Genomic DNA, 21,644 nt, shown 5'->3' on the forward strand with positions numbered 1-21,644 from the left:
TTCGACGACTTCGAGTTCGGTCTCGGCGGTCTTGGCTTCCTCAACCGTGATGACGCCTTCGTTGCCGACCTTCTGCATCGCTTCGGCGATCATCTTGCCGACCGAAGCATCGCCGTTGCCGGCGATGGTGCCGACCTGGGCAACCTCTTCGGAGGTCTTGATCTTCTTGGCGTTCTTGATCAGGGTCGCAACGACGTCGGTTACCGCGAGGTCGATGCCGCGCTTCAGGTCCATCGGGTTCATGCCGGCGGCAACGGCCTTGTGGCCTTCCTGGACGATCGACTGCGCCAGAACGGTCGCGGTCGTGGTGCCGTCGCCAGCGATGTCGTTGGTCTTCGAAGCAACTTCGCGGACCATCTGCGCGCCCATGTTTTCGAACTTGTCCTCAAGCTCGATTTCCTTGGCGACGGTGACGCCGTCCTTGGTGATGCGCGGGGCGCCGAACGACTTGTCGATGACCACGTTGCGGCCCTTGGGGCCGAGCGTGACCTTCACCGCGTCAGCGAGGATGTTGACACCGCGCAGCATGCGCTCGCGGGCATCGCGGGAGAATTTTACGTCTTTGGCAGCCATTTTTAGCTCCTGGCAGGGGCTTCAATCGAGCCCGGGAATTCAGTTGACGAAAGGGCCTGATATGAGCCGATGATGCCCATGATGTCGGATTCCTTCATGATCAGAAGGTCTTCGCCATTGAGCTTGACTTCCGTGCCCGACCACTTGCTGAACAGGATGCGGTCGCCGGCCTTGACGTCCAGCGGGACCAGCTTGCCAGCTTCGTCACGAGCGCCGAAGCCGACAGCGATGATCTCGCCTTCCTGCGGCTTTTCCTTTGCCGTGTCGGGGATGATGATCCCGCCAGCGGTCTTGGATTCGGATTCGACCCGGCGAACGACCACGCGGTCATGCAGCGGGCGGAACTTCGACTTTGCCATTTTCGGATTTTTCCCTGGTGCGCTGTTGAGGGGTTTTTGTTAGCACTCGCGATGGACGAGTGCTAACGCGATAGTGAGGTAGGCTGTAAGCGGGCACTCGTCAAGACGGACGAGGGCAGGCGAGGAGCTCTGGCCCCCTCCCCGGTGGAACCCAACGCATACGCGGCATCCGCGTTGATGGCTGCGAGCCCCACATTTCCATTGAATTCGGCGTCATGACGCCAACTTGCTCGCGCCGCTTCCAAGTCGTCAGTCGTGCTGCCGTCAGCACGAACATAGGGCTGCGCTTCACTTCCCGTCGAAGCCGCGGCAAGCAGCGTCGCCGTCAGCACGCTCCTTTGCAGATGCTTGCCAAAGGTGGACAGTGAGCGCACCTGCGCCGGGCTGTTGGTGCGAACGTAAGACGTCATTGACAACTCCTTTTTGCAAGTCGAGCCCCTTCTCCACCTTCGGCCGCCGTCGACGCGAAGAAGTCCGCATCGCGTTGAAGACGAGCTGCGAAAAAGAGAAAGATGTGTTTGATGGCTGCGGCCCCAACGGTGCCTTCAGATTTGAGATCACTTCCGCCGCGAGCGGCTGAAGCTCCTCGCAACGTCAAATCGAATCTGCTGCCAAGCCTCCAGGAAAGGAGAGCATTGCTCATCTCGCGCTTGTGCATGCAGTCAACCTTCGATCCGTGTTGCCACATCAAGAGCAAATGCCGTGCCAAAGCTCACTGGGAAGTGAACGCATGGCTCTCCCTGAAAACCTCACAAATCCAGCATGGTCAATTGTGCGGAACCCGACATGCGTCTTCTGCCACTGTCAGCTTTCGGACAGGCATGACGCGTTTCGCGCCGACCACCGGTCGATCGGTTTTGGGGCCGGTCTGTTCGCCTCATAAGAGCGCGTTACATTGCGTAGCGGTTTCCCGAGCGCCGCCACATGACACTGGACCTGCAGGTAGCACCGGCTTCTCATCCAGCCTTACTTTGGCCCCCTCGCGTATCAAATTCCCGCTGGCGAGCCCTGCTTTCATAGATCGCACCATGCCGGATGTCTGCTCTGGCGCCCGACCCGCTGGCACGATCTCGATCCGGCATAAGGGCGCAGCATCTTTGCAGGCCGTTTCATCCCGGCGTCCTGCTTGGCTGACAGACCGCACTTGGCGAGCGGTCTCCATGCTCTCTCCAAGGACCATCCCTGCGGCTGGCTTGTCGACCTATGGGCGGGTCCGGCCGCCCGAAACCCTCGCGCCATCAGCTTTTTTCCCCGCCGCCTGCGGCGGCTTCCTCGCGCCGCTTCGCTCACAAAAAAGCTGCCCGCTCGGGTCCTTCACTGTCGCTGCGGCCCTGTCGGATTCAGGCGGTCCTGACGCGCCCATTACGGTGCGCCATCGCAGGGGATGGTCCCCGGCGAAACCACAAAAGGAGACTTCGAAATGACCGCGATCGGTTACGTCAACAAGCAGGAAAACGGCGCCTACAAGGGCCAGTTCAAGACGCTCAGCGTCCGCGCCGACATCGATATCGTCCCCAACCAGGCCAAGAGCGCCGATAACCATCCCGACTTCCGGGTGCTTACGCAAGGGGTCGAAGTCGGCGCTGGCTGGATCCGCACCGGCGAGACTTCCGGCAAGGATTATGTGAGCCTGTCGATTGCAGCGCCGGAGTTCGGACCGCGCAAGCTCTACGCCAATCTCGGCCGAGCCGCCGGCCAGGACGATCACGACACCTACGCCATCATCTGGAACCCGGCCGACTGACCGGCCGAGATAAGAGCCTCGCGCCGCAGCCCCGGCGCGGGGCTCATTCCCAGGAGTTCCACCCAAACCCCGTCCGCCCTAAAGGGCGGCGAAAACTCTCCCCCGACTCTTCGCCCGTCCCCGAGACGATCTCCCTCGCCCATCCTCGCCCTCGCTTGTCCGAAGCGAAACGAGGATCATCATGGACGACGAAAACGAACGCGCGGCCCGCGCGAAAAAGGGCAGCCCGTTTCTCAGCACAGCCCAAGCCGCCTTCTATATCGGGCTCTCCCAGCGCACGCTCGAAAAGATGCGGCTCAAGGGCGGCGGCCCGAAATTCCGCAAGCACGGCCGCTATGTCCGCTATCACATCGACGAACTCGACCATTGGTCGAAAGGACACCCGCAGCACTCCATCGCCGGCGATGGCAAGGCCGGTTCCGGCCAGGGCGGCACGGGAGGCCGTTCATGAGGCGGCGCCCTTCCATCCATCTGATCGGCAGCCGCCTGAGGCGTGTTCGAGCCCGTAAGACGGTCGCCTTGGCCGCGGCCGGTCTCGGTCTTTTGGGCTTCACGGCGCTGGGAAAGCCCGCCCCTTGGCTGGTCTGGAACGCCTCGGCCAGCGCGCCGATCGGCCTTTACCGCATCGCTGCGGGAGCGCTGGCGCGTGGCGATCTCGTGCTCGTGCGCCCGCCTGAATACGCGGCGTATCTCGCCGCCGAGCGCAGCTATCTGCCTCGCAATGTGCCGCTGGCAAAACGTCTTGCAGCGCTGCCGGACGATAATGTCTGCGCCTTCAATGACGCCATCATCATCGGCGGCGACATCGTCGCGCGCCGGCTCAAAATCGACGCCGAAGGCCGACCTTTGCCATGGTGGAACGGCTGCCGAGCGCTCGGGGATAACGAGGTTTTCCTGCTCGGCAGCGACAAAAACCGCTCCTTCGACAGCCGCTATTTCGGGCCTGTTCCCACTCAAAATGTCATCGGGAGGCTCGTACCACTATGGACCGAGTGACCCTCCTCTTGTTGGGCATGATCGCCATTGCGCCATGCGCCTGTTCCGCCTCGACCGGCGCTGAGCCGGTCGCCATCTCCCAAAGTCCGCAGCTGCGAAAGTGGCAGACGTTGGTATCGGAAGCAAGCCGGCGCTTCCATATTCCCCAAGCCTGGATCTATGCCGTCATGGCTGCCGAAAGCGGCGGCAAGACAATGCGCGGCGGCCGCCCCATCACCTCCCCCGCTGGCGCCATGGGCCTCATGCAGGTGATGCCCGGCACCTATGAAGAGATGCGGGTCGAACACGGCCTTGGGCCTAACCCCCACGATCCGCGCGACAATATCCTGGCCGGCACGGCCTATCTCAGTGCCATGTATGACCGCTTCGGATTTCCTGGCCTGTTTGGCGCCTACAATGCCGGTCCCGAGCGCTACGACGAGCATTTGAAGCGTGGCAAACCGCTGCCAGAAGAGACCGTCGAGTACCTCGACCAACTCAAGGCGGCCGGAGTTTCGGCGGCCGACATCGAGGCGTTCGAAAGCCAATCTGTCGCTCCAAAGGCGCAAATCGCTCCTCTCGGACGGTCGCTGTTCTTCATTCATGACGGTGTTCACTCAGGCGTGCGAAACGGCGATCTCTTCGTGCCGCTCGGCAAGGACGGCGCGCAGCCGAAGGAGCCGGTGCGTTAGCCATGGCGGACGGGGGCGCGTCTGGCGGGGCTGGGCGCGGAAGGCAAGATAAAGGTACCGCCTCCAGGAGGCGGTTAAATCTTTGTCTGCACATCGTTTTTCCGGGAGGCTGCCGCCGGTGCCAAGAGGGTTTGACGTGTAAGTGTCTGATTTTGCTTGATATGTCTGGGAGGCTCGCATTAAGGATGACGAGTTCAGGCCGAAGCTCGGCAAAATCGGGTCGCGCGGCTCGAAGGCCGGCAAACGCTATGCCGGCCAGGTTCGTGCGGCGATCAACCGGGCTGGCGGCCGGCCGCAACGCGGTGGTCGCTTCACAGGAAGCCGGACAGGGCGCGGCGGGGCGGCCGCCGCACTGCTGAAATCGCGCGACCGGTATGCCGCCTTCCGCCAGCGCCGGGTGATCGTCAAGGCGCGGGTCGTCAAGCTCGCCGGCAAGGGCGCGGACGGGGCGCGTGCCCATCTACGCTATCTTCAGCGCGACGGGGTCACCCGCGAAGGTGAACCTGGCGAGCTCTACGGCGCCGACAGCGGCCGCGTCGACGGCAAGGCGTTCATCGATCGCGCGGACGGCGACCGCCATCAGTTCCGCTTCATCGTCGCTGCCGAAGACGGCATCGAGTACGACGACCTCAAGGCGCTGACGCGGCGGCTCATGGCGCAGATGCAGGAAGACCTCGGCACGAAGCTCGACTGGGTCGCGGTCGATCATTTCAACACCGGCCACCCGCACAGCCACATCATCGTCCGTGGCAGGGACGACCGTGGCGAGAACCTGGTCATCGCGCGCGAATATATCTCATCTGGCATCCGCGAGCGGGCGGCCGAGCTGGTCAGCCTCGATCTCGGTCCGCGAACCGACCGCGAGATTGAGCTTCGCCTGCGCCGGGAAATGGAGCAGGAACGCTTCACCAGCATCGACCGTCGGCTGCTCAGCATGCGTGATGATGACGGCCTGGTCTCGCCGGGCGGTCCCGACGCCATTCGCCAGACGCTGCACCAGGGACGGCTGCGCAAGCTCGAGCGGATGGGTCTGGCCGCGGAGGTCGGCGCTGGCTCCTGGCGCCTCGACGATGAGCTCGAAGCCACGCTGCGCCGCACCGGCGAACGCGGCGACATCATCAAGACCATGCACCGCGAACTGACCGGCAAGGGGCTTGCCCGCAGGGCCGCCGACTGGGTGATCCACGATCGATCCGGCGAGCCCGTCCAGTCTCTCGTCGGTCGCGTTGTCGCGCGTGGACTGGCCGACGAGATCAATGACCGCCATTACATGATCGTCGACGCCGTCGACGGTAAGAGCCATTGGATCAACATCGGTAGAGGCGAGGCGATGGAAACGATGCCTAATGGCTGCATCGTGCGTGTCGCGCCAAGGAACACCGAGCCGAGGCAGGTCGATCGTACCATCGCCGAAATCGCCGCCGCGCATGGCGGCCGTTACGACGTCGATATGCACCTGAAGCATGACCCATCCGCCACCGAGAGCTTTGCGCGAACGCATGTGCGGCGGCTGGAGGCGATCCGCCGCGCGACCGGCGGCGTCGAGCGAGAGCCGAACGGCACCTGGCTCATCGCGCCGGACCATCTCGATCGCGTCGCGAATTATGAGGGCCAGCGGGCCAGGGCCGAGCCTGTCGTTGCCGACAAGCTCTCCTCAATGGCGCTGGAGCGACAGGTCAGCTTCAACGGCGCCACCTGGCTCGACCGGGAGCTGGTTGCCGATAGACCCGAGCCTTTGCACGGATCCGGCTTCGGCCGCGACGTGAGAGAGGCGCAAGCTCGCCGGCGGCAGTGGCTGATCGCGCAAGGCCTCGCGCATAAAGAACAGGATGGGATCGTCTATCGAGCCAACATGCTTTCGATCCTGCGCCAGCGAGAACTGAACCGTGTTGCTGGCCAACTGTCGGAGGAACTTGGCCTGCCCTATGCCGAAGCGCGATCCGGAGGACGAGTAGAGGGTACGCTCCGCCGCTCCGTCGAGCTTGCCAGCGGAAAATATGCCGTCGTTGAAAAGTCGCGCGAGTTCACGCTGGTGCCATGGCGGCCGGTGCTTGAGCGCCATGTGGGCAAGGAGGTCTCCGGTGTCGTAAGTGGGGAGGGGATTTCATGGACCGTCGGCCGGCAAAGGAGCGGACCTGGTGTTTCGTGAGATGGTGTACAGCTTTTTAGCCAGCGGCGCGGGCAGCCATGCGAGCCCGCGTAGACCTTATGGCCGCACGCCCGCAATCGGTCGCATGGACCTGCCAGGCGGGGCGGCTTTGGAGCGTTCGGACCCGACACGCTGCGTGAGTGGCCAGACTTCGAGCGCTCGAAGATGCGGACTGTTGTCTGCTGGCCGGCGTTATTCCGGCTGGCCTATGACCGCGGCGCAACAGTTCACCGCTGAAGTTGCCACGGGCGAACATCGACAAGAGAAAAAACACCATTGCGCGATACAAATCGCCGTTGAAAGCGTTTAGGTTGCATGCGCTTCGCCAAGTAAACGGATACCCCAGAAGAGAGCCATGACCACGGCCCGCCATATCGTGACGCTGCTTAAAAGCCACATTGCCGGCGACGAGGATCGTTTCCTCTCTATCGCGATGCAGCTTGCTGCGCATGAGGCACGTCAAGGCCATGGTAAGCTTGCTCAGGAGCTCAAGGATCTGGTCGACGCAGCCAAGAGCAGGGACGCCCGGATTGTCAAGAGCAGTCGGCCGGTTCCCCTTTTTCAGCCAAAGGGCGAGCTCGCAGGGCTCCTGCATGTGCGCTATCCGGACCTGCGACTGACCGACATGATTTTGCCGGACAGTCTGCGCTCGCGCCTGCACCGCGTGCTGGGAGAGCAGCGCCAACAAGCAAGCTTGCGCGAGCACGGGCTTGTTCCCCGTCGCAAACTGCTTCTGGTCGGCCCGCCAGGATCAGGCAAGACGATGACCGCATCGGCATTGGCCGGGGAGCTTCATCTGCCCCTTTTCACGATCGTCCTCGATGGTTTGATCACCAAGTTCATGGGAGAGACTGCCGGAAAGCTGCGGCTTGTTTTTGATGCAATGCAGGCGACGCGGGGCGTCTACTTCTTTGACGAATTCGATGCCATCGGCGCGCGTCGAGGCGAACGCCAGGATGTTGGCGAGATTCGGCGCGTGCTGAATTCGTTTCTGCAGTTTCTCGAGCAAGACGACAGCCACAGCCTGATTATTGCGGCAACAAATCATCCCGAGCTGCTCGACAGAGCTTTGTTCCGCCGTTTCGACGATGTCATCGAATACGCCGTGCCCGATCGGCCGATTATAGAGGCGCTGCTTCGGGCTCGACTCGACCGCTTCGACACCAGAGGGCTTGCCTGGAACGAGGCGATCTCTCAGGCAGAGAGACTGTCGCAGGCCGAGATCACGCGCGCGGCCGACGACGCTGCAAAAACCATCATATTGCGGGGGGGGAAGCGGATCACCTCGGAAGCGCTCATCGACGCTCTGAAGGAACGCCGGCAGGCGTCGCTGTTTGAGTAGCGACAGCACAGATCATAATGGCAGACGATTTTCCGCGCGACCGCGCCCATATCCACCTTCGCAACAACGGCATTCGGGAAGCCTATCGGCGGCCCAACCAACTTATACATGCACCGCCGCTGCCGGCGCGTGATCGGGCGTCGCATGCTGCGGCCTTGACGCAATCCATCGAACAAGCGGTCGAAAGTGCACGCCAGCAGATTGCGGCGCGTGACCCCCAGCTGTCGGTCGGCACGCCTGGCTTTTACCTCGCGATCGATCTGCCCATGTCCGGACGGGCGGCCCTCGACCAGTTGGCCGATCGTCGCCAGCACATGGAGCTGGTCGCCGTCCATGAGCCAACTCAACCCGGTGCTCCCATCACAGCGTCGGTGTTCCTGCCGCAAAGCGCGCAAGCCTATTATTTGCGGAAAGTCGAGGCGTATCGAGACGTTGATACTGACCGCGGCAGACCGCGCAACGAGCCGCTCGTCTCCCGCATGGAGACAGTCAGGCTGGCGACTGCACGATCGTTGTTTACCGACCACGACGACCTCTTCCCCCAGGCCGCTGACGAGCAGGTGTGGTGGGAAGTCTGGCTGCGCGACGGTCGCCGCGAGAACTTCGAGCACATTGCCGAAGCCCTGAACATCACTTTGCGCACGCATGCGGTTAGGTTTCCGGAGCGGGTGGTCATGCTGGCCCTCGCCAGCACGGCAATGCTCGACCGCATGATTGCGCACAGCGATGTCGTCGCCGAGCTGCGGCGCGCGAAGGATACGCCGTCCTTCTTCCTGGGCCTTGGCGGCGCGGAGCAAAGGGACTGGAGCGACGAGCTTCTCGGGCGCGTCAGACCGCCTCAATCCGATATTGCGGTCTGCATTCTCGACAGCGGCGTGCGTCGCACCCACCCGTTGATCGAACCCGCACTTGCCGTTTAAGACTGGCACACCGTCAAACCGGCATGGGGCAGCGACGACACACCTGCGTGGAGCGGCCACGGGACGCGAATGGCAGGTGTCGGCCTGTACGGTGATCTGGTCCCGCTCCTGGTCGGAGGCGATCCAGTTCCATTGCCCTTTCGGCTGGAGAGTGTTCGTATCCTTCCGCCAGAAGACGAGGCAAACGATCCAGAACTCTATGGCGCGATCACCGCGGAAGCGATCGCCCGCGCCGAGGTGCAGGCGCCGGAGCGCCGCCGCGCGATCGCAATGGCTGTGACAAGCGCCAGTCCGGCGCGTGGAAGGCCCACATCGTGGTCTGCCGCTATCGACCAACTCTGTTTCGAAGAGGAACAGCGACGCTTGATCGTTCTCTCTGCCGGCAACATCGGCGATGACCTCATGCCGGCCGAGCATTTGACGCGCAACGATCTGGAAGCAGTCGATGATCCTTCTCAGGCCTGGAATGCGCTGACGGTCGGCGCTTTCACAGAAAAGGTCGATATCATTGACACCGACTTTTCGGGCTACGCTCCGATCGCGCCGGTCGGCGAGCTCTCGCCGCGCAGTCGCACTTCGGTCGTTTGGGACAGGCAGTGGCCGGTGAAGCCCGAGGTCGTCTTCGAAGGCGGCAATCTCGCCCATGACGGTGTGTTGCCCGGCGAGCCGATCGACGATCTGCAGATATTGACCACTTTCTGTCGACCCGAACTGCGCCACTTCACCACCCTCGGAGATACGAGCGCGGCAACGGCCCATGCCGCACGGATGGCGGGACTAATTCTATCAGCGCGCCCCGAGCTGTGGCCTGAATCGGTTCGCGCCCTGATCGTCCACTCGGCCGAATGGACTCCGGCGATGCGCGCACGCATCGATGCGTGCAACGGAGCGAAGGGCGAGATCCAGGCGCTCGTGCGGCGCTATGGTTACGGCGTGCCAGATCTTGGGCGCGCGCTTCTGTCAACGGTGAACGACCTCACGCTTATCGTTGAAGATGAGCTTCAGCCTTTCCAGCGCGAGGGCGGCGCGGCTGCCAAAACGCGTGACATGAAGCTGCATCGCCTGCCTTGGCCGAAGGAGCAGCTCGCGGCGCTCGGCGCTGCCCAGGTCGAGCTCCGCGTCACGCTGTCCTATTTCATCGAACCCAACCCCGGTGAACGCGGATGGACCCGCCGGCATCGTTACGCGTCCCATGGTCTTCGGTTCAGAGTAAAGTCAGCGACCGAGACAGTCGACGAATTCCGAGCCCGCATCAATCAGGCCGCTCGGGACGAGGAGGAAGGGGCGCCTGCTGGAGGCGGAGAAGAGTGGCTGCTCGGCACCTTCCGCGATCGCGGCTCGTTGCACGCCGATTTCTGGTCGGGCAGCGCCGCCGATCTCGCCGAGCGTGACGCGATCGGCGTGTTCCCGGTCGGGGGCTGGTGGAAGGAGAAGCCTTACCTGGAACGCGTCGACGCTCTGGCTCGGTACGCCCTGATTGTGACGATTCGGGCGCCTGGGGTCGATGTTGACATCTTCACACCCGTCGAAGCAGCCCTGACTGTCGAGACGTCGGTCGAGACCTGATGCAGCACTGTCCAAACCGGCCAACAACGGAGGTTTGACCAGCCTCTGGTGCCATGGCGGCTGGTGCTGGATCATCACGTCGGCACGGGATCATGCGCGGAGGACGATAGGCCGGCAAAGGAGCGGGCCAAGCGTGTCATAATGGCGCCCATGGTCACGCCCACAAGCCGCGCCCCCTGCGTCTACGGAGAGGTGCGCGTCTGCTTAGGCGGCCGAGACATCGCTTACCTGATCAACGCGCTCCGTATTTGCGCCTGTAAGCGGCAATGAAATCGTCGTCGCTACAGATGCAGCGGCCGCTGGAGTCCTTGGCCTTCGGATCGTGCAAGTGAGAGCCAAGGGGGCGCAGAAGATTCACCCGAGTGCTCGTCGTCGGGCTCATGGGAAACCCCGCACTATGCTTGACCAAATCCGCGGCAAGCATAATCCCGGCAAGCACCGACTGAAAGGCCATCGGAACCACAGTTCGAACGCGGCGACTTCCTTCGCTAAGCTGGAACACCAGACCGCCGCAGATAGCCTGCTGATAAAAGGAGCGCAGGGGCTGGCCGACAAACGGGGCTAGCGGTTCAAACGGCACAGCCATCGCTGTAGCCACGCGAACTACAAAGTCGTTGGGAACTCCGGCATTTGTCTGCAGGAGCGTTTTCACCTGCTCGTGTGCTTCCGGTATTCCGAGTTCCTCGGCAATCAGCTGGTGCTCGTCCTTGGATTTTCCGGATGGCAGGTACATGCAACAAAGGCAAGCCTGGCCGTCATCGAAACCATGCCGGGAGATACCGAGATCGTGCTCCTGCATCCAAGCGTTTGCGATCCATCGCGGCAGTGCACCTTGGACAGCCAGACGGTCGGCGGCGGTGTCAAGCGCCACACCCACTTGGTCTAAGACCCAATTGCCCCGGCGCGCAACATATTCTGCCCACGTCAGAGGGTGCGCCTCGACCTCAAGGCCAGTCGATCTAAGGGCGGTGGCTGCAAGAACCGCCTTGGACATACCAATCTCCGCCTGGCCGGCCAATGCGTAGCGCTGCAGGTTTGAGAGTTCGATCGCTTCGTGATCGATTACATGCAGACGACCCTTGAGATCGGGTTGTCTCGCTAGCGCCCAAAGCGAGCCATGGCCTATCGCACCGAGCCCAACGAGGTGGGTTTCGCCAAGGTCGACTGGGAAGTCGATCGGGCCAGCCTCCCCGGCTTTGGTCTTGTCGTAGCTGCATAGCGAGAGGTCGATGGTTTCGTCCAACTCGGCGCCGGTCAACTGGGCGGCGAAGATAGTTCGAAAGACGTTGGCGGCGCCGAAGCAACTGGCGGCGCCAGCTCCAAAAGGCAGCAGACTTGGGCCAGAGCCCACCGGGTCCGTACGCGACAGCTTTGCCGCCCAACCGTCCGATCCCACGAAAAAGATCGGGCACCGGAGTGATGGGCGCGTTACCCCTGCAACGACGCAGACGGTGGCAGACTTGCCGGAACGCCGGATGCCGACTTTTGGATTGATCGACTTTGCCAAGCGCTCCAGCGCTTGGGCTTGAGAGCTCGCCGCGCTGTCCAGCGGGAGTATCGCCAGAACCGGGTAGAGCCTAGCGAGCAATCTCACCGCAAGATCTAGTGTCGCCTGGCCTTCGGCGCAGGAAGCGGCCTGATGGTCGAAGGCGACTGCCACGACCTGCTTTTCAAGAGCTGCTTTGAAGTCTCCCAGATGAAAATCGGCCAGGACCTGAGATGCCGCCGTGGCGGCACGATCGATGAAGTTAGCGAATGCCATTGTTCAACTCGATATCATGATCATTCGCGACAGTGCCGCGGGAGGGAGCGCATTCCATTTGGCCTTTTCGTCAAGCCGATAGGCGGCGACCCGAGCAAAATCGAAAGGCTCGCGGGCGAAATTCGGCACTACCAGCGACAGACACCCAACCGTGGTAGCAACCGCATAAGCGTCGTCCGTCGTCGAATGGTAGGCGCGGCCCGGATGGCTGTGAATCTGGGCCAAGAGTTTCAGGCCGCTTTTGTAGAGCCAGACATTGAGCCGGTGCAGTTCTTCGGCCGCAACGATCACGCAAACGCCATCGTTTGTCCGAATGTGACGCTGCGCCGGGATAACCGTCTCTGTTACGGCAAAGTGCCGGTCTTGCTGAACGCCGACCCAGAGCGCCATCCCCTCATTGCCTTCGCGACCAACTGAGCGCAGATGCCCATGCGTGGTCGAGATGCAGCCGCGCGGGAGAGTCACGATCGTTACATCTCTCAAACCAGTCATTCTTGTATCGCCTGAGGGGATACCACCATTCCTACGATTGCCGGTGGGAGTTGAATCTGCAACTGCTCTATAGGAATGATTCCGTACTTGATGATCTTGTCCAGGATGAAGGCCAAACAGCCTTCGCCAGAACCCCGATGAAGTAGCCATGGATCACCTGAATGGGCTGGATTGTCGTGGTATTCCCGGACGCCCGCCATGCACAGGAATGGTTCGTCCTCGGGACTGTTGGCCTGGATGAAGTCCGTCAGCGGCACGGCGTTCTGCTGGATGAGAGCTCCTATCATCTCCGGCGGCGTTCCGGGCAGCGGCGGACGTCTAAGCATTTTCAGGTATAGATCTTTCCGGGCAATCGGATGACGCGTAAACGGATCGACGAAGACCACGGACGGTGGTCTTAAGTCGTAGTCGGTGAAGTCGACCTCGCTCGCTGCGCTGATCACCCGTGGTTTTAACTTGAGGCTTGCGAAAATGAAGAAAGCGCGCGGAAAGGTCGCCTCGATCAAGAAGCAGCCCTGAGCCCGATAGACATCAGCATATGGCCGGAACCGGCCGATCTCCCGATCAAACTTCGCTCGGGAGACCTCCGGATCCACACTTTGGGGTTTAGGCACCTGCGACGCCCGCCTTCAGGCTGAGGAACAGGGTCACAGTATTCGGGAAACCGAAATCGCCAAGCTTCTTGTCGACGTCGAGCAAGTTGCCGGCCTCATCCTTCAATTCCCAATTCTCGGCTGGTTGGGCGACATTCTGCGTGTTCTCAAGGGCTTTGGTACGAATGACGTGAAGCGGCTGGTTGGGATTGGCTTCGACCTGCGTGGGCTGGCCGTTCACCACCATCGTGATCTCGATCTTGCCCGGCCCGCCGCCGTGATTATCGCCCTTACCCGAATCCTTCGACATTGTCCTACTCCTGTGGCTTGCCAACCGTCCCACGCCCTGGCGCCCACCTGCGAGTGAGACCGGCGGTCTTCAATCGTTCACCCGGCGCCACGGCCGCGAGTACGCGAAAGACAGGGGATAAGCTACCGAATCGGTGCTTGCCTTCTTTTATGGGTGACTTGAGCCGCAAGTAAATGGTCTCAAATTGCTCCTCACAACTATAATCGATTATAGCAATGCGAAAATATTGGCGACACGCCTATTCATCTGCTCTCTCACTCGCCTGCTCCGTGCTTGGCAAGGGGAGCTTTGACTGCGTCACGCGTCCCCCAATCCTGCAACGCATTCACCCGAGCCTGCGCGACACCAGCGCCCGCACCGGCCGTGATCCGCAGAACGAAACGCTGATCGTGGCGTTCTATCGCGAACTGGCGCTGCTGTTCTGGCTAGACGATTGCAACGACGTTGGCCTGATCGCGCCGGAGCAGCTCGCCGCCGTGGAGCAGGCGCTGGGGCACGGCGTACCGTGCGTTCTCTCCGGATTCGAGGGCTGCGCTCAGCTGCGCGCTTCGCTGGTGCTGGATCGGCGAACGGCGCCGGCCACGGTGGCCGCTGGCTGGGAGTACATCCATTTCGAACACTGCGCACTGCCCGAGTTGGACCTGACGCAGATCGACCTGCGCGCCTCGCTGCTGGGCAAGGCTATGCGCGCGCCGCTGCTGATCAGCTCTATGGCCGGCGGCATGCCACGGGCCGAGGCCATCAACCGGCATTTGAGCGAGGCAGCGCAAGCCTTGCGGATCGCCATGTGCGGTTCGCAGCGTGTGAGCCTGCAATCCCGTAACTCCCAGGGGCTAACGCGCGCGCTGCGCCGCCTGGCGCCAGACATTCCCTTGCTGGCCAATATCGGCGCCGCGCAACTGCGGGAGGCCGACGGCCTGGACCTGGCGCGTCGCGCGGTGGACGCGCTGGAGGCCGATGGGCTCATCGTCCATCTCAATCCGCTGCAGGAAGCGGTACAGCCGGGAGGGCGACCGCGACTGGCGCGGCGTCCTGGCGCTGATCGCTGGCGCCGCGCGCATCGTGGGCGTGCCGATCGTGGCCAAGGAAGTGGGGGCGGCCTGTCCGCCTCGGTGGCCTGTGCGCTCGTCGAGGCGGGCGTGGCGGTAATCGATGTCGCCGGCGCCGGCGGCACCAGTTGGGCCGCAGTGGAGGGCGAGCGCGCCCGCAATGCCGCCGACCGTGCAGTGGCGATGTCATTCGCCAATTGGGGGATTCCCACCCTGACCAGCGTGCAGGCGGTGCGTCGGGCGCTGCCAACGGTGAAGCTGATCGCGTCGGGCGGGATCCGCGATGGCGTCGACGTGGCCAAGGCCATCCGCCTGGGCGCGGACATCGCCGGGCAGGCGGCCAGCGTGCTGGGCGCGGCGACAGTGTCCACCGAGGCCGTTGTCGCGCATTTCGAGATCGTCATCCGCCAGTTGTTGGGTCACCATCAAACCAATTTGACGCCCCGGGACAATATCGTCCGGCATTGTCCGGTGTGCGACGATGTTGGGGATGCGACATAGGCGGATTGCCGTGTATTAAACCGCTTTTCCTTTGGCACGCATATTGCGCCCTATCGGTAAACCTCGTCATGGGCCGGCGGCAATCGCTCGGAGATTGTCGAAATAGCACAATCTGCCGGGGTGACATCCGGCCCGACTAGAGCAGGACCTTTCAGATGATGCAGAAAAGCAAGCGGCCATACTCGCGGGGAAATAGTCGCGTCAGGGCTGCATGGACGCTCTTTCCTGGTTGTTTCGGCGACGGACGCCAACTCTTCAATCGGCACCCGAACCAGTGCCTGGATGTCCAAGGAGCGCCCCTGTTGCGCGTGCCTGGCTGCACCCGCGTGCTGGCTCTCCTCCAAGGCGACGCTCGGCGCTGCTGCAGACCGGCGACGAGAACCCAACTTCAAAATTAGCATTCCGAAAACCGAAAGAAGTGAACAGGTATGTCCAGGATCGGCGCTTTGACGCGCGCGGCATGGCGATCGGCAACTCAGACGCTGGCCAAGGGTTCGAAAAGTTTACACCCGACGCTAGCGCCGGCCGATTTCAAGCGCGCACTTACGATCAACGATCGATATGGCGGGCTCACTGTCAATGTCCCCAAAATGCCTTTCTGGCTGACCGGGGGTGAAGCCTTCGTCTACCGCCGGACTAGCCACGGCGAGCAGCAGTTCATGCAGGTCGATGCTGCCACGGGTTTCAAGCGGCCCGCTTTCGATCAGGCGCGTCTGGCGGCAGCGCTAAACAAGGTGAGCCATGAGAGCTATCAAGCCGGCAATCTTCCGTTCGACCGTTTCGAACTGAGTGAGGATGGTCGCAGGCTCGACTTCCAGATTGAAGACACCCGGTGGAGCTGCGACCTTGCAAGCTATGACTGTACCAGCACCACATTCGATGCAAGGAAAGGGGACCGTAGGGAGCTCAGCCACCGCTACACGCCGCCAGCGGAGAACAACCCCGACAAGAGCAACGCGTCGCCCGACGGCAAATGGATCGCCTATATCAAGAACTGCAACGTTTTCCTGCGCAGCGAGGACGGATTGCAGGATGTTCCTCTGAGCCGGGACGGAGCCGAAGGCAATTGCTACGTCTTTTCGACGCTGAGCTGGTCGCCGGACTCGCGCCACCTCGCCGCTTACCTTGTTCGCCCCGGCTATAGGCGAGAGGTCCGCTACCTCAATTCATCGACGGACCAGTTGGAGCGGGAATATTCAACAATATTCTATCCCAGGCCGGGCGATGTCCTTCCGCTGCCCCAACCAGTCCTGTTCGACATTGCCGGCCGGCGCCAGATCGTGATTGACGGTGCCCTCTTCTCGAACGTCTTCGAACTTTCCCCTCTCCGGTGGTGGGCGGACAGCCGCGGCTTCACTTTCGAATATAACCAGCGCGGGCATCAGCTCTATCGCTTGGTCGAGGTAGACGCCGCCTCGGGCCGCGGGCGCTCCCTGATCGATGAGACCAGCGAGACATTCGTGGATTATTTGCCGCTGGGGCATGGCCAGGAGGATGCCGGAAAAATCTTCCGTTACGATGTCGATGACGGGAAGGAGATCATCTGGGCATCAGAGCGCGACGGGTATGAGCATTTGTATCTTTTCAACGGCCGGACAGGCGCGCTCGAAAACCAGATCACCCGAGGTGAGTGGGTCGTCCGGAGGGTCAACCATGTCGATCCGGTGAAGCGTCAGATCTGGTTCGAGGCGAGCGGGATGAACTCGCAGGAGGACCCCTATTGGGTCCATGCTTACCGCATCGGCTTTGACGGCAAGGGACTGACTGCACTGACGCCCGAACCGGCCAACCACCATATCGAGTTCTCGCCTGACAGGCGCTATTATGTCGATCTCTGGTCACGCATCGATCTGCCCCCGCGCATGGCACTCTACCGCGCCAGCGACAATGCCAAGCTCCAGCAGATCGAGACGGCCGACATTTCCGAGCTCGTCGCCGCAGGCTGGCAGCCGCCGCTCAGTTTCCATTCCAAGGGGCGCGACGGCAAAACTGACATCTGGGGTGTGCTCCACCTGCCAGCCAACTTCGACCCGACGAAGAAATACCCGGTTGTGGAGAATATCTATGCTGGACCCCACGGCTCCTTCGTCCCAAAATCCTTCTCGCGGTGGACAGAGCCGCTCACGCAGCTGGGCTTCGTCGTTGCTCAGATCGACGGCATGGGCACCAACAACCGCTCCCGCGCCTTCCATGATGTTGCTTGGAAGAATCTGAAGGACGCAGGATTTCCCGATCGCATTCTGTGGCACAAGGCGGCGGCCGCGCAATATCCATGGTACGACATATCCAACGTCGGCATTTTTGGCGCATCCGCCGGCGGCCAGAGTGCAGTCAGCGCGCTGCTCTTTCACCCCGATTTCTACAAGGTCGCCGTCGCCAAAAACGGCTGCTTCGACAACAGGATAGACAAGACCTGGTGGAATGAACTGTGGATGGGGTGGCCGGTCGGCATTGAATATTCGCAATCCTCCGCCGTTGACAATGCTCACAGGCTGCAGGGCAAGCTGATGATCGCGGTCGGCGAAATGGATGATAATGTCGATCCGTTTTGCTCGTTCCAGCTTGCCGATCGACTCATCAAGGCAGGAAAAGATTTTGACATTGTCTACGTTCCTGGTGCCAATCACCATACTCTAGGCACCTACACCGAGCGCAAACTCCTAGACTTCTTCGTTCGCAACATTCTCGGTCAGACCCCGCCCGACTGGAACAGCAAACCGATCGAGCTGGAGTAGCTTGTGGCTCTTGCAATTGTTAGCTCGCCTTATCGGCTGTAATCAGGGCGAGGCGCGAGCAAATCTGCACCGAAGGACGATCGTGGAGTCTAGGACTTGCGCTGCGTATTGAGGATAGGCTCGCCGCGACGTTGGTCTGAGCAAACTGCTTGATAGGCACGCCTGCAGACCGCGTGTGTGCGATTGCAAGATCCCCTATCAGCCTGGTGTGAAGCGTTCAGGGGAAAAGCCGCACCCAACGCCGCTTCCGCTCGCCGTAACGCTACGGCGGTGCGGCCCACCCGATCCGCTCGACGAGCATAGGAACACATAGGTCCCCGAACGGACGATTACCTTGGCAATAGAAGACCCTCGTCGGTCATCGCCGCTGTGGGTGGCAGCCCGTCGGTCTGGAGCTGCCACGATTCTCATCCTCGCGTCACATATGAGCTGAAGCTTTCCGGATCGGGTATCCAATCGGCATCCAGTTGCTCGGCGATATGGTTGAATTCTACCTCAGGACAAGAGTGAGTAGAGCAGCCCCGCTACGAAAATCCTATCCTGGTTCGTTTGACGCATCGACTATTCAGATTGATTGGCGTGATACCCGGCGCGGCCGCAACACGCTAGGCCGTCAACCGCTGAGCAGAAAACCAGCCTTCGCCTTCCGCGGCGGCGGACCTCGTCAGCCTTTCGAAAGCTTGCCTGAGTAGGTTGCTCATGTGATCTGTGGAAGTGAGGCTAGCGTGCACCCGTACAAACTGGACATTCATCGTAGCAGCTTGGCTGCAGGTGCAGCACGCCGTACCGCACGAGCAAGCGGACAAGCCGGCCAAGCCGGTTTTGAGCAGCACTTGGGCGAATTGCAGGCGGCGGATGAGTTGATGAGTGCACCAGGCGAGGATGTCCTCGTCAATGGCTCGCATGGCAAAGGTGAGTTGAGACCAACGAAGAGGCAGAGGATCCAAAGCAATCTGCAGCATGCTGTCACTGAGCGGCAACCAGGTCAGGTTGGTGACTCAGGCGCTCGCGCGATGATGCAACTCCCTGCCCATCAGGTGGGTACATCGGAACGGGAGGCGCAGCTCGCGATGCAGGGGGATGAGCACGAATACACCCCAGCGCCGCATCTCGATGGGTCGATGCCCTCGACAGTGCAGCCGGATCGTCCAATTGTGGCCCCCGACGGTGCCGACAAGCGTCCTGTTTATTCCAACGATGCCACCGCCATCGAAGGGCTGAAGTCTGCACTCCTTGCGGGTAAAGCCAGGCCGGACACGGTCACTCGCAGCGCAAATTCTCTTTTCGGCTTTAGTCGTTGGCTCTTTCAAAACAAAAAGCCAGGGTTTGCTGCTCGGCTTTACCATCCGTCGCTGAGCCAGGATCTCGAGGAGTACGAGAGTAGGGGTGGTTCCTCCACAGTGGCTGGCGCACTGCGTCAACTGATGAAGCCGATAGGCGGAGCCGCCCCGATTGTGGGTCGCGCTGTCCTGAACCCCCATCCTGACGACGCCGCGCTCACTAGACATTTCAGATCCGCGAGCGGCTACGCAACTGCTCTTAACCATTTCAGTCATTACCTACGTCAAAATGACAAGCTCGGGATTGCGGGCCGGATTTACGATGAATCGCTGGATAAAGATGTTGAGAGCTACAAGGCCGCCTCCTCTACTCGTGGAGCTCCGATCGAATCTGCACTGGTTTATATCCGCAAGCACCCGCCGCGCGTTATACTCGGGAGTCATCTGGAAAACGCGGTCAGCATGGAGGCTCGTCCCCGTGGCGACGCTGCTCAGCATACCGCACCACAGCAGGGATTCGATTGGCCAGAGGAGCTCCTGCCGGTAGGTTATAAGGAGGGCACCGATCTACCATTGTCTCTCGCCCCAACCGCGCACCAACACCAAGCACCCGACTTTGGAGAGGCCGTCCCTCACTTGAACTGGCGCCACGGCGACCAGGGCGCCCCGGAGGGGCTGGTAGCTGCACGGGACAGGAGCAGCCCGCTGCCAAGCGAGGCGGTGCCACATAAATCTGGACGGGGACTCGCTACGCAGCCCAGATTGTGGGCGGAGAAATCCGCCTCGCCAGAGCTCTTTCGACGGCGGGCGGAGCAGGCTCTGCCGGCGTCCGCCAGAGGTGTGGAGACATCCTCCGCGGTTGATGAAGCCGCCGCTCGCCAAGCTTTGGCTTGGTTGCAGCAGGAGATGGAGGGGATCGAACCGATGCAGGATCCTCATAAGGTGGCTACACCGGAATCTGAGGCGCAGCTCGTCAGGCAGAGGGATGAACACGAATCCACCCCAGCACCGCATCCCGGAGGTGGTGGTTCGATGTCCTCGACAGTGCAGCCGGATCGTCCAATTGTAGTCCCCAACGGTTCCGACAAGCGTCCTGTCTATTCCAACGATGCGACCGCTATCGAAGGGCTGAGGGCAGCATTCCACGCGGGTAAGGCCAGCGCGAACACGGTCACTTTCAATGTAAATTCTCTTTTCGGCTTTAGTCGGTGGCTCCTTCAAAACAACAAGCCAGGGTTTGCTGCTCGGCTTTACCATTCGTCGCTGGATCAGGATCTCAAGGAGTACGAGAGTACGGGTGGTTCCTCCACCGTGGCTGGCGCACTGCGTTACCTCAAGAAGTCGACAAGCGGAGCCCCGATTATGGGTCGCCCTCTCGTGATCCCCTATCCTGACGATGCCGAGCTCATTAGAGATTACAGAGCCGCTTCGACCAAGGAGTACCTGGCAGCGCCTGCGACCGGACGGAATCCAGATACCGTGGGCGGCTATACAAATTTTCTTAGACATTTTAGCCAGTATCTGCGTCAAAATAACAAGCCTGGGATTGCCGCTCGGATTCACGACAAATCGCTGGATAAAGATGTTGAGAGCTTCAAGGCTGTCTCCTATGGTAATAGACTAAGTATCGGTTCTGCATTGGCTCACCTCCGGGATATCCTGCCGCGCATTGTGCTCGGGCGCGAAACTGTCCTTGCTGCTCATCCGGCAGACGCAGTCACCAGGCGCGTTGGGGCCGCTGCTGAAGCTGGGCCAGCGGCACCGGCAAGAGCTCCCCAACCCGCCTCGCCAGCAACCGCTAAGCTGCCAGGCACCTACCGCGGCCTTCCACTGGTTGATGTGACCACACTGACGACCAGTTCCTCTGGGGCTCAGATCGGGGCGCTCGATCCGACAGCCCCGTCCAACGTTGCAACGGGGCGGGTGCTCGGCGCCGCCGAATGGCTGAGCGACGCCCATGTCCAGAGAGATTACAATTTGCTGGAGCGGCAACTGCAGGGGATCAATCCGGCGCTCGCTGCCCGGACTCGGCTGGTGGATCCTTCCGTATCCCATCTACTGCGACACACGTCGCCGCAAGACGCTCGAGGCATATTGCAGTCCATCTATAATCAAAACAACGCCACAGCCGACTTCCTGTTCTTGCCAGTGAATAATGGCACGGCTACTAGCCCCGGCACCCATTGGTCGCTGCTGCTCGTTGATCGCCGCGACCCCGAAAGGCGGTTCGCCTATCACTACGACTCCCTCCAGCGAGAGGGATATAACGACGTGCCTGCAAAACAGCTCGCAGGACTGCTGAATGCTACCTTGGCGCCAGCCCCCATGGCCAGACAGACGAACCATTATGATTGCGGCGTATTTGTCCTGGAGGGCACGTGGGCGCTGGTTGAACGATTGGTGAAAGGGCAGCGGCCAGACCACGAGCCGCTGCCCCTCGACAACCTCGTTGCCGATCGGCAGGCGCTGCAAGACCGGCTAAGGAGGCGCTTGCCGCACGAGGAAGAGCCGCGGCAGCTGCTGGAGGATGAACCCGCCTCCCCACCGATGATGGCATTCGAGCCAGGGGAACTGCGGCAACTGTTGGAAGACGAGCCTGACT

The 21,644-nt window shown here is 61.5% G+C and carries 14 protein-coding genes and 4 pseudogenes; 11 read left to right on the forward strand and 7 right to left on the reverse strand.

The genetic code is table 11. The annotated features are described in order from the left end of the window. The 3 genes and pseudogenes from EN745_RS10345 to EN745_RS10355 form a co-directional block, all read right to left on the reverse strand. On the reverse strand, positions 1-573 hold a 573-nt coding region (locus tag EN745_RS10345; RefSeq protein ID WP_281034768.1), incomplete at its 3' end, for a TCP-1/cpn60 chaperonin family protein. Positions 574-638: 65 nt separating this feature from the next. Beyond that, positions 639-932: pseudogene (gene groES / locus EN745_RS10350) on the reverse strand (co-chaperone GroES); the annotation flags it as partial. Between the two features lie 62 nt (positions 933-994). Then, positions 995-1,342 (reverse strand): hypothetical protein, encoded by a 348-nt coding sequence (locus EN745_RS10355; protein WP_063169239.1) that lies wholly within the window; start codon positions 1,340-1,342, stop codon positions 995-997. 1,010 nt (positions 1,343-2,352) lie between these two features. Between EN745_RS10355 and EN745_RS10360 the strand changes: the two genes are divergently transcribed. The 7 genes and pseudogenes from EN745_RS10360 (at position 2,353) to EN745_RS10390 (ending at position 10,320) form a co-directional block, all read left to right on the forward strand. Further along, complete coding sequence (locus tag EN745_RS10360; protein WP_024505644.1) at positions 2,353-2,676, forward strand: DUF736 domain-containing protein; 324 nt, start codon at positions 2,353-2,355, stop codon at positions 2,674-2,676. Between the two features lie 181 nt (positions 2,677-2,857). Further along, the gene (locus EN745_RS10365) at positions 2,858-3,127 is read left to right on the forward strand and encodes a helix-turn-helix domain-containing protein (protein ID WP_024505645.1); all 270 of its coding nucleotides are present in this window, start codon (positions 2,858-2,860) and stop codon (positions 3,125-3,127) included. Continuing rightward, the gene (locus EN745_RS10370; RefSeq protein ID WP_024505646.1) at positions 3,124-3,672 is read left to right on the forward strand and encodes a S26 family signal peptidase; all 549 of its coding nucleotides are present in this window, start codon (positions 3,124-3,126) and stop codon (positions 3,670-3,672) included. Before EN745_RS10365 ends, EN745_RS10370 begins: the two co-directional genes overlap by 4 nt. Further along, on the forward strand, positions 3,660-4,343 hold the full coding sequence (locus EN745_RS10375) for a lytic transglycosylase domain-containing protein (RefSeq protein ID WP_024505647.1): 684 nt from the start codon (positions 3,660-3,662) through the stop codon (positions 4,341-4,343). The genes EN745_RS10370 and EN745_RS10375 overlap by 13 nt, the downstream gene beginning before the upstream one ends. 178 nt (positions 4,344-4,521) lie before the next feature. Then, positions 4,522-6,492, forward strand: a complete 1,971-nt coding sequence (rlxS, locus tag EN745_RS10380; RefSeq protein WP_024505648.1) for a relaxase/mobilization nuclease RlxS — start codon at positions 4,522-4,524, stop codon at positions 6,490-6,492. Positions 6,493-6,847: 355 nt separating this feature from the next. After that, the gene (locus tag EN745_RS10385; protein ID WP_126057775.1) at positions 6,848-7,834 is read left to right on the forward strand and encodes an ATP-binding protein; all 987 of its coding nucleotides are present in this window, start codon (positions 6,848-6,850) and stop codon (positions 7,832-7,834) included. Between the two features lie 17 nt (positions 7,835-7,851). Beyond that, a pseudogene (locus tag EN745_RS10390) lies at positions 7,852-10,320 on the forward strand (S8 family peptidase). A 232-nt stretch (positions 10,321-10,552) separates the two neighbouring features. Here EN745_RS10390 and EN745_RS10395 read toward each other — a convergent pair. Genes EN745_RS10395 through EN745_RS10410 form a run of 4 tightly spaced genes read right to left on the reverse strand, consistent with a single transcriptional unit; the run spans position 10,553 to position 13,477 of the window. Continuing rightward, positions 10,553-12,082, reverse strand: a complete 1,530-nt coding sequence (locus EN745_RS10395) for an E2 ligase fold family C protein (RefSeq protein ID WP_126057776.1) — start codon at positions 12,080-12,082, stop codon at positions 10,553-10,555. Positions 12,083-12,085: 3 nt separating this feature from the next. Then, entirely contained in the window at positions 12,086-12,574 is a 489-nt protein-coding gene (locus EN745_RS10400) for a Mov34/MPN/PAD-1 family protein (RefSeq protein ID WP_126057777.1), read from the reverse strand. Continuing rightward, positions 12,571-13,188: a putative metal-binding protein gene (locus EN745_RS10405; RefSeq protein WP_126057778.1), complete on the reverse strand. Its 618-nt coding sequence runs from the start codon at positions 13,186-13,188 to the stop codon at positions 12,571-12,573. The genes EN745_RS10400 and EN745_RS10405 overlap by 4 nt, the downstream gene beginning before the upstream one ends. Next, positions 13,181-13,477 (reverse strand): DUF2604 domain-containing protein, encoded by a 297-nt coding sequence (locus tag EN745_RS10410; protein WP_126057779.1) that lies wholly within the window; start codon positions 13,475-13,477, stop codon positions 13,181-13,183. The genes EN745_RS10405 and EN745_RS10410 overlap by 8 nt, the downstream gene beginning before the upstream one ends. A gap of 311 nt (positions 13,478-13,788) precedes the next feature. Here EN745_RS10410 and EN745_RS36520 point away from each other — a divergent pair. The 4 genes and pseudogenes from EN745_RS36520 to EN745_RS10425 form a co-directional block, all read left to right on the forward strand. Beyond that, a pseudogene (locus EN745_RS36520) lies at positions 13,789-14,028 on the forward strand (hypothetical protein); the annotation flags it as partial. Next, positions 14,017-14,940: pseudogene (gene fni, locus EN745_RS10415) on the forward strand (type 2 isopentenyl-diphosphate Delta-isomerase); the annotation flags it as partial. The pseudogenes EN745_RS36520 and fni, both read left to right, overlap by 12 nt. Before the next feature lie 515 nt (positions 14,941-15,455). After that, positions 15,456-17,762, forward strand: coding sequence for a S9 family peptidase (locus tag EN745_RS10420; RefSeq protein WP_126080685.1), 2,307 nt, complete (start codon positions 15,456-15,458; stop codon positions 17,760-17,762). An 833-nt stretch (positions 17,763-18,595) separates the two neighbouring features. After that, a partial coding sequence (locus EN745_RS10425) for a Ulp1 family isopeptidase (protein ID WP_245487687.1) occupies positions 18,596-21,644 on the forward strand: 3,049 nt, incomplete at its 3' end.

Origin of the sequence: Mesorhizobium sp. M4A.F.Ca.ET.022.05.2.1 (assembly GCF_003998845.1) — a bacterium.
Lineage (GTDB): Bacteria > Pseudomonadota > Alphaproteobacteria > Rhizobiales > Rhizobiaceae > Mesorhizobium.